The organism is Geodermatophilus sp. URMC 63, from assembly GCF_053502565.1.
This window is the reverse complement of sequence record NZ_CP199956.1, coordinates 4,822,649-4,836,726: the sequence shown is the minus strand read 5'-3', so window position 1 is coordinate 4,836,726 and position 14,078 is coordinate 4,822,649. Positions and strand designations below refer to the sequence as shown.

Annotated in this window: 11 protein-coding genes; all 11 read left to right on the top strand. The window is 77.5% G+C overall.

All coding sequences use genetic code 11. The features are described 5' to 3' along the window. Positions 1–69: 69 nt before the first annotated feature. The 11 genes from mraZ to ACWIZO_RS23445 all read left to right on the top strand — a co-directional run bounded on the left by mraZ (position 70) and on the right by ACWIZO_RS23445 (position 13,851). Complete coding sequence (mraZ, locus tag ACWIZO_RS23495; RefSeq protein ID WP_448640011.1) at positions 70–504, top strand: division/cell wall cluster transcriptional repressor MraZ; 435 nt, start codon at positions 70–72, stop codon at positions 502–504. Between the two features lie 425 nt (positions 505–929). Continuing rightward, complete coding sequence (gene rsmH / locus ACWIZO_RS23490; RefSeq protein ID WP_448640010.1) at positions 930–1,988, top strand: 16S rRNA (cytosine(1402)-N(4))-methyltransferase RsmH; 1,059 nt, start codon at positions 930–932, stop codon at positions 1,986–1,988. After that, complete coding sequence (locus ACWIZO_RS23485; RefSeq protein ID WP_448640009.1) at positions 1,985–2,578, top strand: hypothetical protein; 594 nt, start codon at positions 1,985–1,987, stop codon at positions 2,576–2,578. The genes rsmH and ACWIZO_RS23485 overlap by 4 nt, the downstream gene beginning before the upstream one ends. A 14-nt stretch (positions 2,579–2,592) precedes the next feature. Next, positions 2,593–4,653: a peptidoglycan D,D-transpeptidase FtsI family protein gene (locus tag ACWIZO_RS23480; RefSeq protein ID WP_448640008.1), complete on the top strand. Its 2,061-nt coding sequence runs from the start codon at positions 2,593–2,595 to the stop codon at positions 4,651–4,653. Positions 4,654–4,817: 164 nt separating this feature from the next. Further along, positions 4,818–6,377: a UDP-N-acetylmuramoyl-L-alanyl-D-glutamate--2,6-diaminopimelate ligase gene (locus tag ACWIZO_RS23475; protein ID WP_448640007.1), complete on the top strand. Its 1,560-nt coding sequence runs from the start codon at positions 4,818–4,820 to the stop codon at positions 6,375–6,377. After that, positions 6,374–7,774, top strand: coding sequence for a UDP-N-acetylmuramoyl-tripeptide--D-alanyl-D-alanine ligase (locus ACWIZO_RS23470; RefSeq protein WP_448640006.1), 1,401 nt, complete (start codon positions 6,374–6,376; stop codon positions 7,772–7,774). The genes ACWIZO_RS23475 and ACWIZO_RS23470 overlap by 4 nt, the downstream gene beginning before the upstream one ends. After that, a complete protein-coding gene (mraY, locus tag ACWIZO_RS23465; RefSeq protein WP_448640005.1) occupies positions 7,771–8,850 on the top strand; it encodes a phospho-N-acetylmuramoyl-pentapeptide-transferase in 1,080 nt (359 codons plus the stop codon). Before ACWIZO_RS23470 ends, mraY begins: the two co-directional genes overlap by 4 nt. A 217-nt stretch (positions 8,851–9,067) precedes the next feature. Further along, positions 9,068–10,471 (top strand): putative lipid II flippase FtsW, encoded by a 1,404-nt coding sequence (ftsW, locus tag ACWIZO_RS23460; RefSeq protein ID WP_448640004.1) that lies wholly within the window; start codon positions 9,068–9,070, stop codon positions 10,469–10,471. Continuing rightward, positions 10,468–11,577 (top strand): undecaprenyldiphospho-muramoylpentapeptide beta-N-acetylglucosaminyltransferase, encoded by a 1,110-nt coding sequence (gene murG, locus ACWIZO_RS23455; RefSeq protein ID WP_448640003.1) that lies wholly within the window; start codon positions 10,468–10,470, stop codon positions 11,575–11,577. Before ftsW ends, murG begins: the two co-directional genes overlap by 4 nt. Further along, complete coding sequence (gene murC, locus ACWIZO_RS23450; protein WP_448640002.1) at positions 11,567–13,066, top strand: UDP-N-acetylmuramate--L-alanine ligase; 1,500 nt, start codon at positions 11,567–11,569, stop codon at positions 13,064–13,066. The genes murG and murC overlap by 11 nt, the downstream gene beginning before the upstream one ends. Further along, positions 13,063–13,851: a cell division protein FtsQ/DivIB gene (locus tag ACWIZO_RS23445; protein WP_448640001.1), complete on the top strand. Its 789-nt coding sequence runs from the start codon at positions 13,063–13,065 to the stop codon at positions 13,849–13,851. Before murC ends, ACWIZO_RS23445 begins: the two co-directional genes overlap by 4 nt. The last annotated feature ends 227 nt before the right edge of the window (positions 13,852–14,078 follow it).

Below are 14,078 nucleotides of genomic sequence, written 5' to 3'. Positions count from 1 at the left end.
CGGTGGGGAGCCAGGGCCCGTCCCGGGTCCGCGGACGGACACAGGAGGACCGATGCGGGAGGTGATCCGGTGTTCGTCGGGAGCTACACGCTGCGTCTCGACGAGAAGGGCCGGCTCGCGCTCCCGGTCCGCTTCCGCGAGCAGGTGGCCGACGGCATGGTGATCAAGAAGGGCCAGGAACGCTGCATCTACGGCCTCACCATGGGCCGGGTCGCCGAGCAGAGCCGCGCCGCCGCGTCGATGGCCCCCGCCGACACCGCCGAGGCCCGCATGCGGGCCCGCATGAGCTTCGGCTCGATGGTCGAGGTCGAGCCGGACAAGACCGGCCGCATCACCATCCCGGCGAACCTGCGGCAGTACGCCCACCTCGACCGGGACGTGGTCGTGGTCGGCGTCGACACGCGTTTCGAGATCTGGGACCAGGCCACGTGGGACTCCTACGTGGAGGAGCAGGAGGCGGCCTTCGCCGCCATGGAGAGCGAGGGGATGCCCACGCTGTCCTGATCCCGACCCGCCGGTCGCCCCGACCGCCGCGCACCCCGACTGCGAGCCGTCTTCCCCGCGGCTCGACCGGGTGCGGCCCGAACCGCCTTCCCCGCGGCTCGGTCCTCGCGCGAGGCGGCGCACCCGCGCCGCCGGTCGGACCGGCCACCGGCACCGGGCACCCCCGCCCCTCGCGGTCCTCCTGACGCACTTCCCCGGCGCCAGGCGGAGCCGCGGGGGGTGGGGGTCCCACCCCATCCCGGTCCCGGCTGCGCGCCCCACCGCCCCGCCGCCCCGCCGGTGACGGCTCCCCTCCCGACGCGCCCGTCCAGCGCGCCCCACCCGTCGCGCGGCGCGCCCGCCGAGCTCCCCCTGCCGACCCGCTGCCCGCGCCACGATGGGGACGCCCTCCCCGCGCGGGGAGCCCGATCCCGAGGAGAGCGACGATGGACAGCCCCGAGGCCCTGCGGCCGCCGGCGCAGGACTCGGCGCGGTCGGGCCCGGCGCAGGACTCGGCGCGGTCGGGCCCGGCGCAGGACTCGGCGCGGTCGGGGCCCGTGCACGTGCCCGTCCTCCTCTCCCGGGTCACCGAGCTGCTCGGCCCGGCCTGCGCCGCCGACGGCGCCGTGCTCGTCGACGCCACCCTGGGCCTGGCCGGCCACGCACTGGCCCTCCTCGACGCCCACCCCGGCCTGCGCCTGGTGGGCCTGGACCGCGACCCCGAGGCCCGCGCCGAGGCCGCCGCCCGCATCGCCGCCGCCGGCCACACCGACCGCGCCACCCTCGTGCCGGCCGTGTTCGACGAGCTGCCCGACGTGCTCGACCGCCTGGGCCTGGCCGAGGTGTCGGCGGTGCTGTTCGACCTCGGCGTCTCCTCGCTGCAGCTGGACCGGCCCGAGCGCGGCTTCACCTACGCCGGCGACGGGCCCCTGGACATGCGGATGGACCCCGGCGCGCCCCGCAGCGCCGCCGACGTCGTCAACACCTACCCGGCCGCCGACCTCGCCCGGGTGCTGCGCGTGTACGGCGAGGAGCGCTTCGCCTCCCGGATCGCGGCCGCCATCGTCCGGGAGCGGGCCCGGGCGCCGTTCACGCACACGGAGCGGCTGGCCCACCTGGTGCGCGACTCGATCCCCGCGGCCACTCGCCGCACCGGCGGCCACCCCGCCAAGCGGACGTTCCAGGCCCTGCGCATCGAGGTCAACGACGAGCTCGGCGCCCTGCAGCGGGCGCTGCCGGCGGCGCTGGACGCGCTCGCCGTCGGCGGCCGCATCGCCGTCATCACCTTCCACTCCCTCGAGGACCGGATCGTGAAGCAGACCCTCGCCGCCGGCGCCACCGACCGCACGCCGCCGGAGCTGCCCGTCCGGCTGCCCGAGTACGGGCCGGTCCTGCGGCTGCTCACCCGCGGCGGCGAGGCGCCGTCGGAGGCCGAGGTGGCCGCCAACCCGCGCGCCGCCTCGGCGCGGGTCCGGGCGGCCGAGCGCACCCGGCGGGCCGCGTGAGCGCCGCCGCCCGCGCGCCGCGCGACACCGCGCCGGGCGCCGCACGCGACGCCGCCCCCGCGGCGGGGCGCACCGTCCACGCCGTCCCGTCCCGGCCCGTGCGGGCACTGCCCGCGCGCCCGCTGCGCGCGGTCCCGTCCCGGCCGGTCCGCACCCGCACCACCGGGCCCGCGCCGCGCGTCGGGTCCACCCCCGCGCTGCGGCTGATCACCGGCGGGGACGCCGGGTGGGCACGGCGGACGGCGGCAGGCCGGCGCCGGGCGCCGTTCGTGCTGCTGGTCGTCGCGCTGCTCGTGGTCACGACGCTGGGCCTGCTCGTGCTCAACACCACGATCGCGGTGAACTCCCTCAAGGCCAGCGACCTGCGCTCCGCCAACGCGGAGAAGGCCGAGGACGTGCAGCGGCTCGAGCAGCAGGTGGTCGACGGCAGCACCCCCGTCCGGCTCGCCGCGGCCGCCGTCGCCGCCGGCCTGGTGCCCGCGGGCACGGTGGGTCACCTCGTCGTCGCCCCCGACGGCAGCGCGACGCTGCGCGGCACCCCGGAGCCCGCCCCGGCGCCGGGACCGCCCGCCCCGGGGACCGGGGGCTGAGCGGAGGTGTCCCGATGACGCTGCCTCCCCGCGGCCCCGAACCGGGCCGCCGCACCGCTCCGCGCGCCGTCGGGCGCGGTGCCCGCCCGGGCGCTCCGCTGCGGCCCGGTGCGCCGCTGCGCCCGGCCGCGCCCCGTGCCGCCGCCCCGCGCGGCGGTGACCCCCGCGGCGGTGACCCTCGCGGCGGTGACCCCCGCGGCGGTGACCCCCGCGGCGGCGAGCCCCGCGGCGGTGGGCCGTACGGCGGCCCGCCCCGCTCCGGGGCCTTCGCGCCGCGCCGCGCCCCGGGCAGCCGGCGCGGCGGGCGGCCGCTGACCTCGGGTCCGCGCCGGCTGTGGTGGGGCCTGGTGCTCGTCGTCGTCCCGCTGCTGGTGATCACCGGCAAGCTCGTGCTGCTGCAGGGCGTCGACGGCGCCGACTACGCCTACGCCGCCGAGCAGGACCGGCTGGCGAGCTACCCGATCGCGGCCCTGCGCGGGGCGATCGTCGACCACGACGGCAACCCCCTCGCCTACACCGTCGAGGCCTCCCGGGTGGTCGCCGACCCCACCGTCGTCGACGACCCCGAGCGCACCGCCCTGGCGTTGACCGCCCTGCTCGACGTGCCGGTCGACGAGCTCACCGACCAGCTGAGCGAGGCCGGCCGCTACGTCGTCCTCGCCCGGCAGGTGCCGCCGGAGACCACCGACGCCATCGACGAGCTCGGCCTGGCCGGCGTCTCCTTCGAGGACGACCCGGTGCGGCTCTACCCGGCCGGCACCGTCGCCGGGCAGGTCGTCGGCTTCGTGGGCCGCGACGGCGAGGGCCTCGGCGGCGTCGAGCTGCGCTTCCAGGACACCCTGGCCGGCACCGACGGGCAGCGGCGGGTCGAGGTCGGCAGCGGCGGGCACCCGATCCCCTCGGGCATCGACGAGTCCACCCCGGCCACCGACGGCAGCACCGTCGAGCTCACCGTCGACCAGGACGTCCAGTTCACGATGGAGCAGCGGCTGGCGCAGGCCTGCGCCGACGGCGCGACCACCCGCGCCTCGGCGGTCGTGCTCGACGTGCACACCGGCGAGGTGGTCGCCATGGGCTCCTGCCCGGGCTACGACCCCGCCCAGGCCGGCAGCACCGACCCGGAACTGCTGGGCAACCCGGTGGTCTCCGACGTCTTCGAGCCCGGGTCGGTGATGAAGGCGGTCACCATGGCCGCCGCCGTCCAGGAGGGCAAGGCCACCCCCGACACGGTGCTGAACGTGAACGGCCACATCCAGGCCGGCGACGTCGTCGTCACCGACGCGCACGACCACGCGCCGGTCGACTGGACGGTGACCGGCATCCTCGCCAAGTCCAGCAACGTCGGCACGATCATGCTGGCCCGCGAGGTCGGCGACGAGACGCTCGAGCGGTACCTGCGGGCCTTCGGCGTGGGGGAGCAGACCGGCATCGAGCTGCCCGGCGAGAGCGCCGGCATCCTCGAGGACTCCACGGACTGGACCGAGAGCCGCGCGGCCAACGTGCCCATCGGCCAGGGCGTGTCGGTGACGACGCTGCAGATGGCCTCGGTCTACCAGGCCATCGCCAACGGCGGGGTCCGCATCCCGCCGCGGCTGGTCGAGTCGGTCACCGCCCCCGACGGGACGACGTCGACCCCCGACGCCCCCGAGGCCAGCCGCGTGATCAGCGAGGACACCGCTCACGACCTCGCCTACATGCTCGAGGCCGTCGTCGGCCCGGGCGGCACCGCGCCGCTGGGGCAGGTCGACGGCTACCGGGTGGCCGGCAAGACCGGCACGGCGCAGCGGGCCAACCCCGAGTGCGGCTGCTACGACGGCGGTGGCTACGTCACGACCTTCGTCGGGTTCGCCCCGGCCGACGACCCGCAGTACGTCGTCGCCGTCGACCTCGAGCGGCCCACGAGCTCCGCCGAGGGCGGCCAGGTCGCCGCGCCGGTGTTCGCCGACGTCATGCGCTACGTGCTCACCCACGAGGCGGTGGTGCCCTCCGGCACCGAGCGGCCGGACTTCGCGCTGACCGGCGAGCAGCTCGCCGCGGCCGGCCGCACCCCATCCGGCACACCCGCGGGGGACTGAGGACCTCCCTCCCCCCACGGCTCACAGGCTCGCCGCGGGCCCCTGCACGGAGGCCACCGCCGCTCCCGCGAGGGCCGCCGCGGACCCCCGCATCCGGCCGGGGCGGACGCCGCGCCAGCGCGGGTGCGCGGGACGCGACCGGCCCGCCGGTAGATTGGCCCGACGTGAGCCCGACCGGACCCGGGTCGGTGCCCCGGCCAGCGGGGAACCACCCGCTCGCCCTCCGCGCGCTGGCCGACCTCGTCGGCGCCCCCGTGCAGGGCGACCCCGCCACCGCCGTCCGCGGCGTCACCCTCGCCTCTCCCGAGGTGCGCCCCGGTGACCTCTACGCGGCGCTGCCCGGCGCCCGCACCCACGGCGCCCGCTTCGCCGCCGACGCCGCCGCCCGCGGCGCCGTCGCCGTCCTCACCGACCCGGCCGGCCGCGAGCAGGCGGCGGCCACCGGGCTGCCGGTCTGCGTGACCGGCGACCCCCGCGGCGTCCTCGGCGCCGTCGCCGCCCGCGTCTACGGCGAGCCCGCCGCCCGGCTGCCGGTCATCGGGATCACCGGCACCAACGGCAAGACGACGACGGCCTACCTGGTCGAGGCGGGCCTCGCCGCCGCCGGACGCGCCACCGGCCTGATCGGCACCGTGCAGACCCGCACCCGCGCGCGGGGGACCGAGACCGCCTTCCCCAGCGTGCGGACCACCCCCGAGGCGCCGGTCCTGCACGCGCTGCTGGCGACCATGGCCGAGTCCGGCGTCGACGGCGTGGTCATGGAGGTCTCCAGCCACGCGCTGGTGCAGGGGCGGGTCGGCGGGGTGCCCTTCGCCGCGGCCGGCTTCACCAACCTCAGCCAGGACCACCTCGACTTCCACGGCACCCTCGAGGACTACTTCCAGGCCAAGGCGCTGCTGTTCGACGGCCGCGCCGCCCGCGAGGTCGTCGTCGTCGACGACGAGCACGGCCGGCGGCTCGCCGGGATGCGCGGCGGGCACGCGGTCACCGCGTCGGCGGAGGGCGCTCCGGCGGACTGGACGGCGACCGACGTCACCCAGACCCCCGACGGCGGCTCGGCCTTCACCCTGACCGGTCCCGGCGGCACCTGGCCGGCGCGGGTGCGGCTGCCCGGGCGCTTCAACGTCACCAACGCCGTGCTCGCCGCCGCGCTGCTCGACGCGGTGGGCGTGCCGGTCGACGCCGCGCTCGAGGGCATCGCCGCCACCGTCGTCCCGGGCCGCATGGAGCCGGTCGACGCCGGCCAGCCGTTCACCGCCGTCGTCGACTACGCACACACCCCCGACGCCGTCGCCACCGCCCTCGCCGCGCTGCGCAGCGCCACCCGGGGCAGGCTGATCACCGTGCTCGGCTGTGGCGGTGACCGTGACCCCGGCAAGCGACCGGCGATGGGGGCCGCCGCGGCGGCCGGCAGCGACCTGCTCGTCGTCACCGACGACAACCCGCGCTCGGAGGACCCGGCGGCCATCCGCGCCGCGATGGTCGCCGGGGTGCCGGCCGACCGGCGCGGCAGCGTCGAGGAGGTCGGCGACCGCCGGGCGGCGATCGCCCGCGCGGTGGCGCTGGCCCGGCCCGGCGACACGGTCCTGGTCGCGGGCAAGGGACACGAGACCGGTCAGGAGGTCGCCGGCACCGTGACGCCGTTCGACGACCGCGCCGTGCTGCGCGAGGCCATCAGCGCGGTCGTCGCCGGGCCGGCGCGCGCCGGGGCGGCCCGCCGGTGATCGCCCTCTCCCTCGCCGAGGTCGCCCGGGCCGTCGGCGCCGTGGTCCCCTCCGGCGCCGAGGTCACCGTGACCGGCGTGACGCTCGACTCGCGCACCGCCGCCGCCGGCGACCTGTTCGTCGCCGTCGCCGGCGAGCGGGTCGACGGGCACGACCACCTCGACGACGCGGCGGCCGCCGGGGCGGTCGCCGCCCTGACCACCCGACCCGGCGGCCCGCTGCCGGCACTGGTCGTCGAGGACACCGTCGTCGCCCTCGGCCGGCTCGCCGCGCTCGTGCACGGGCGGCTGGCCGCCGCCGGGCTCCTGACGGTGGGCATCACCGGCTCCTCGGGCAAGACCTCGACCAAGGACCTGCTCGGCCAGGTGCTCGCCGCCGCCGGGCCCACGGTCAGCCCGCCCGGTTCCTACAACAACGACATCGGCCTGCCGCTCACCGTGCTGTCGGCCGACGCGGACACCCGGTACCTGGTGCTGGAGATGGGTGCCCGGGGCCTGGGGCACATCGCCCGGCTGTGCGCGGTGGCCCGGCCCGACATCGGCGTGGTGCTCAACGTCGGCTCCGCGCACCTCGGCGAGTTCGGCTCGGCAGACGTCATCGCGCAGGCCAAGGGCGAGCTGGTCGAGGCGCTGCCGGAGTCGGGCACCGCCGTCCTCAACGCCGACGACCCGCGGGTGGCCGGCATGGCCCCGCGCACCCGCGCCCGGGTGGTCACCACCGGCCGCTCGCCCGGCGCCGACGTCCGGGCCGACGACGTGACGCTCGACGAGGCCGCGCGCGCCCGGTTCACCCTCGTCGCCGGCGGCGAGCGGCACCCGGTGGCGCTGCGGGTGGTGGGGGAGCACCAGGTGGCCAACGCCCTGTCCGCCGCCGCCGCGGCGATCGCCGCCGGCACGGGCCCCGACGCCGTCGCGGCCGCGCTCTCGGCGGCCGAGCCGCGCAGCCGCTGGCGCATGGAGGTCACCCGCCGCCCCGACGGCGTCACGGTGGTCAACGACGCCTACAACGCCAACCCCGAGTCGATGCGCGCCGCCCTCGCCGCCCTCGCCGGGATGCCCGCCGCTCACCGGGTCGCCGTCCTGGGCGGCATGGCCGAGCTCGGTCCCGGCGCCACCGGCGAGCACGAGCGCCTCGGCCGCGACGCCGTCGCCGCCGGGGTGGACCTGCTCGTGGCCGTCGGACCCGACGCGGCGGGGATGGTGAGGGGTGCCCGCGCCGCCGGTGCCCGCGACGGGCAGGGCGCGACCGGCGCCGTGTCCGTGCCCGACCGGGCGGCCGCCCGCGAACTGCTCTCGGAGGTGCTGGTGCCCGGTGACGTCGTGCTGGTGAAGGCCAGCCGGTCCCACGGGCTGGAACTGCTCGCCGCCGACCTGCTCACCGCCGGGGCAGGCGCGTGAAGTCCGTCCTCGTCGCCGCGTCCCTCGGGCTGATCATCTCGATCCTGTGCACGCCGCTGGCCGTGCGCACCTTCCGGCGCCGCGGCTTCGGCCAGGAGATCCGCGACGACGGCCCCGAGTCGCACCTGTCGAAGAAGGGCACGCCCACGATGGGCGGCACCGTCATCGTCGGGGCGACCGTCGGCGGCTACCTGATCGCCCACCTGTTCCTCATCGGCCAGCCCGGCCGCGGGGTCACCGCCACCGGCCTGCTGCTGCTGTTCCTCATGGTGGGGCTGGGCACCGTCGGCTTCCTCGACGACTACCTCAAGATCCGCCACCGGCGCAGCCTGGGCCTCAACAAGACGGCGAAGCTGGTCGGCCAGCTGGTGGTGGGGCTGACCTTCGCCGTCCTGGGGCTGAACTTCCCCGACGAGGGCGGGATCACGCCGGCGTCGGACTTCGTCTCCTACGTCCGCGACATCGCGCCGCTGGGCCTCGGGGCGATCGGCTTCGTGGTCCTGGCCTACCTGTTCATCGCCGGGTTCTCCAACGCCGTCAACCTCACCGACGGCCTCGACGGGCTGGCGGCGGGCTGCTCGGCGATGGTGTTCGGCGCCTACGTCGTCATGAGCTTCTGGCAGTTCACCCACGACTGCGTCGCCGCGGCGGTCGACGGCTGCTACCAGGTGCGCGACCCGCTCGACGTCACCCTGGTCGCCGCCGCGGCCATGGGCGCCTGCCTGGGCTTCCTGTGGTGGAACACCAGCCCGGCCCGGATCTTCATGGGCGACACCGGCTCGCTGGCCCTCGGTGGCCTGATGGCCGGCATCGCGATCGTCACCCGCACCGAGCTGCTGCTCGTCGTCCTCGGCGGCCTGTTCGTCGCCGTCACGCTGTCGGTGGTCATCCAGGTGGCGTTCTTCCGGGCCACCCGGCGCCGGGTGTTCCGCATGGCACCCCTGCACCACCACTTCGAGCTGGCCGGTTGGGCGGAGAACACGGTCATCGTGCGGTTCTGGCTCGTCACCGGCATGGCCGTGGCCTTCGGCCTGGGCCTGTTCTACGCCGACTGGCTCACCGTCACCGGTCTGTGAGCGGCGGGCTGTGAGCGGGTCGGCCCGCGTCCGCCCGGCGCGACACGCCCCGCCGCTGACCCGGCGGGGCGGCGACAGCGGTCACGATGACGGGATGGACAGCCGGACCGCTCCGTCCCGAGGCGGCACCCGACGCACGCCCGGCCGGGCGTCGTCGCGATCGGGGGAGCCGGGCGCCGGTGCGGGGCCGTCCAGGCCGGCCTGGATCGACGGCCCGATGACCAGCTGCCACCTGGTCATCGGCGCGGCCGGTCTGCTGCTGGCCATCGGGCTGGTCATGGTCTTCTCCGCGTCGGCCATCGAGGCGGCCCTGGACGACGAGCCGGTGTGGCGGCCCGGCCTGGACCAGCTGGTCTTCGCCGCGCTCGGCCTGGTCGCGCTCGTCGTCGCGGTGCGGCTGCCGGTCGGGCTGGTCCGGCGCTGGTCGTTCGCGGCGCTGGTCGTGGTCACCGTCCTGCTGGTCGCCGTCCTGGTGCCCGGCGTCGGCACCGCCTACAACGGCTCGCGGGCCTGGATCGACCTCGGGTTCACCGACTTCCAGCCCTCCGAGCTGTCCAAGCTCGTCGTCGCCCTGTGGGGCGCCCACGTGCTCGCCACGCGCGGCCGGCGCCTGACGGTCAGGACGCTGCTGCTCCCGCTGCTGCCGGTGTTCGCCCTGCTGTGCGGGCTGCTCATGAGCGAGCCCGACTTCGGCGCGGTCGTCAGCCTCCTGCTCGTGGTCGTGGGCCTGCTGTGGGCCGGTGGCCTGCCCGGGCGGCTGTGGGGGATCGGGATCGCGCTCGCGGCCACCCTCGGCGTGCTGCTGGTGGGCACCTCGGAGTACCGGATGGAGCGGATCACCTCCTTCCTGCACCCCTTCGACGACCCGACCAACACCGGGTTCCAGGCCATCCGGGGCTTCTACGCCCTGGCCACCGGCGGCCTCTGGGGCGTGGGCCTGGGCAACAGCGCTATGAAGTGGAACCTGCTGCCCGAGGCCGAGTCGGACTACATCTTCGCGATCATCGGCGAGGAGCTCGGCTTCCTCGGCTGCCTGGTCGTGGTCACCCTCTACGCGGTGCTGGCCTACGCCGGCTTCCGCATCGCCCGGCGCTCGGCCGACCCGTTCATCCGCCTGGCCAGCGTGGCGATCACCCTCTGGCTGGTCGGCCAGGCCGCCATGAACATGGGCTACGTCGTCGGCCTGCTCCCGGTCACCGGGGTCACGCTGCCGCTGGTCTCGGCCGGTGGCACCTCGCTGGTGCTCACCCTCTTCATCGTGGGGATCCTCATCCGCTTCGCCCGCTCCGAGCCCCACGCCATCGAGCACACGCGCCGCGCCGAGCGCGGCCGGCTGGCCCGCTGGCTGCTGCCGGTGCCCGCGCACGCCGTCGACCCGGTCCGGCCCCGCCGGGAGCGCGCCGGCTCGCGCGGGGTGGCACGCGCCGGGTCGCGGCTGGCCGCGCAGCTGGACCCGCAGCCGGCCCGCTCGGGCCCGCTGCCCCGCCGCCCGGTCGAGGCCCACCCCGTCCGCCGGCCCGCCGACGGGCCGCGGCCCGACCGGCGCGGCGCGCCGTCGGCCGGCCGGCGTCCCGAGCGGGTCCCCGTCCGCCCGGCCGACCGCCCGGGGCGGTCCCGGTGAGCGCCGCGCGGCCGGCCGGCGTCGTCCTGGCCGGCGGCGGCACCGGGGGGCACATCGAGCCGATGCTGGCGCTGGCCGACGCGCTGCGCCGCCGCGACCCGGCCCTGCGGATCACCTGCCTGGGCACCGCCCGCGGCATGGAGACCCGGCTGGTGCCCGCGCGCGGCTACGACCTGCGGCTCATCCCGCCGGTGCCGCTGCCGCGCCGGCCCACGCTGGACCTGCTGCGCGTCCCCGGCCGGGTGCGCCGGTCGGTCGCCGAGACCCGCGCGCTGCTCGACGAGGTCGGCGCCGACGTCGTCGTCGGGTTCGGCGGCTACGTCGCGCTGCCGGCCTACCTGGCCGCGCGCCGGGCGGGGGTGCCGGTCGTCGTCCACGAGCAGAACGCCCTGCCGGGTCTGGCCAACCGGGTCGGCGCCCGGCTGGCCGCCCGGGTGGCGGTGACCGTGCCGGGCACGCCGCTGCACCGCGGCGAGCACGTCGGGATGCCGCTGCGCTCGGCGATCACCACCCTCGACCGCGCCGCACGCCGCGCCGAGGCCCGGGCCACCTTCGGCCTGGACGCCGACCGGCCCACGCTGCTGGTCTTCGGCGGCTCGCAGGGTGCGGCCTCGCTGAACCGGGCCGCGGTGGCCGCGGCCGACGCGCTGACCGCCGCCGGGATCCAGGTGCTGCACGCCCGGGGACCCAAGAACACCGACGTGACCGTGCCGCCCCGCCCGGCCGGGTCCGCGCCCTACGTGGTCGTCGACTACCTCGAGCGCATGGACCTCGCCTACGCCGCCGCCGACCTGGCGCTGTGCCGGTCGGGGGCGGTGACGGTGGCGGAGTTGTCGGCGGTCGGCCTGCCCGCGGCCTTCGTGCCGCTGCCCATCGGCAACGGCGAGCAGCGGCGCAACGCGCTGCCGGTCGTGGAGGCCGGCGGCGGGTTCCTGGTCGACGACGCCGACCTGTCCGCCACCTGGATCACGGCGACGCTGGTGCCCCTGCTCACCGACCCCGCCGCGCTGTCCGGGTACGCCGCCCACGCCGCCGCGGCCGGGGTCCCCGACGCCGACGAGCGGCTGGCCGACATCGTCCTGGAGGTGGCAGCCGGTGACCGCTGACGCGACCGCCGCGTGGACCGCGCCGGTGCCCGCGCTGGAGGAGCTCGGCGCGGTGCACTTCATCGGCATCGGTGGCGCCGGCATGAGCGGCATCGCCCGCATCCTGCTGGCCCGCGGGGTGACCGTCTCCGGCAGCGACCGGCGCGACACCCCCACCCTGCTCGCGCTGCGCGCCCTGGGCGCCCGCGTCGCGCTCGGGCACGACGCGGGCAACCTCGGCGACGCGGACTCGGTGGTGGTCTCCTCGGCCATCCGCGAGGACAACCCCGAGCTCGCCGGGGCCCGCGCCCGCGGCCTGCGGGTCCTGCCGCGCGCGGTGGCGCTCGCCGCGGTGATGGCCGGGCGCCGCAGCGTCGCCGTCGCCGGCACCCACGGCAAGACCTCGACCACCTCGATGCTCACCGTCGCGGTGCAGGCCTGCGGCGTCGACCCGTCGTTCGCCATCGGTGGCGACCTCAACGAGTCGGGCAGCAACGCCCACGCGGGGGAGGGCGACGTCTTCGTCGCCGAGGCCGACGAGAGCGACCGCTCCTTCCTGCTGCTCGCGCCGTACGGGGCGATCGTGACCAACGTCGAGGCCGACCACCTGGACAACTACGGCGACCTGGCCGCCGTGGAGGCCGCCTTCGACCGGTTCCTCGGCACGGTGGCGCCGGAGGGCTTCGTCGTCCTCTGCGCCGACGACCCGGGCTCCGCGCGGCTGCGCGGCGTCCCCACCCCCGCGCGGGTGCGCACCTACGGCACCGACGCCGGAGCCGACCTGCGGCTGGCCGACCTCGACGTCGGCCGTGAGGCGACCAGCTGGACCGCCGTCCTGGACGGCACCGAGATCGGGCGGGTCCGCATCCGGGTGCCCGGGGAGCACATGGCCCGCAACAGCGCCGCGGCGCTGCTGGCCGGCCTCGAGCTCGGCCTGCCCGCCGAGGGGCTCGTCGCCGGGCTCGAGCGCTTCGGCGGGGTGCACCGCCGCTTCGAGCTCAAGGGCACCGCCGCGGGCGTGCGCGTCTACGACGACTACGCCCACCACCCGACCGAGGTGACCGCCCAGCTGCGCGCCGCCCGCGCGGTGGCGGGGGAGGGCCGCGTCGTGGTGGCCTTCCAGCCCCACCTCTACAGCCGGACCCGCGAGTTCGCGGCCGCCTTCGGCGAGGCCCTGGGCCTGGCCGACGAGGTCGTGGTCATGGACGTCTACGGCGCCCGCGAGGACCCCGTGCCCGGGGTGACCGGCGCGATGGTCGCCGACGCCGTCCCGCTGCCCGGCGACCGGGTGCACTTCGAGCCCTCGTGGTCGGCCGCCGCCCCGGCGCTGGCCTCCCGCGCCCGCCCCGGCGACCTGGTGATCACCATGGGCGCCGGCAACGTGTCGATGGTGGGGCCGGAGGTGCTCGCCGTCCTGACCGGCGCTGCAACGGCCGGCGGTGCGATGGCCGGCGGTGCGACGGCCGGCGACGGCGGCACCGGGGGCGGCGGCGCGGACGCCGCGCGGTGATCCGCTCCGGTCTGACGACCGCCGACCGGGAGCGCGGCGTCCCGGCCGAGGTCGCCCGGCCGGCCCGCCGCCGGAAGCGGCCCGACACGCCGGCACAGCGCCGCCGGCGCCGGGTCCTGCGCGCGGCCCTCGCCCTCGCCGTGGTCGCCGCCGCCTGGTGGGCCCTCTGGTACAGCCCGCTGCTGGCCGTGCGGACGGTCCGGGTCGACGGCGCCGCGACGCTGACCCCCGACCAGGTGCGCACCGCCGCCGGGGTCCCCGCGGGCACGCCGCTGCTGCGCGTCGACGTCGACGCGGCCGCGGCCCGCGTGGCCCGGCTGCCGCAGGTGGCCGACGTCGAGGTCACCCGCGGCTGGCCGCGCAGCGTCGTCGTCACCGTGGTCGAGCGGCGGCCGGTCGCCGTCGTCGAGCAGGCCGGCACCCGCTCGCTGGTCGACGCCGACGGCGTGCTGTTCGACACCGTCACCGGCGAGCCGCCGGCCGGCGTCGTCCCCCTCGACGTGGCCACCCCCGGCTCCGACGACCCGGCCACCCGCGCGGCGCTCGGCGCGCTGCTCTCGCTGCCGCGCGAGGTCCGCACCGAGGTGACCGGCGCGCGGGCGAGCGGCGCCGAGGACGTGACGCTGACCCTGACCGACGGCAGGACCGTCGTGTGGGGCGGACCCGACGAGGCCGCGGACAAGGCCGCCGCGCTGGTCGCCCTGCTCGGCCAGGTGGCCTCCGGTGCGCTGGACCCGGCCGCGACGATCGACGTCAGCGCGCCCGGCGCCGTCGTCCTCCGGTAGCCGGCGGCCGGACCCGCGCCACCCCGGACCCGGACGCCGACCCGGCGCACCACCGTCGTCCTGTGCGAGGGACGACGCTCGCCCTCCGTGTCCTCCCGCGCGCGGACCGCTGCGACGGCGCCGTCGGCCGACACGCCCACCGCCACGACACGCCCGACACGGGAAACGAGTTGTGCGGATCCCGACGCCGACCACCGGAGCGGGTCTCGACCCCGACCTGAGGTTCC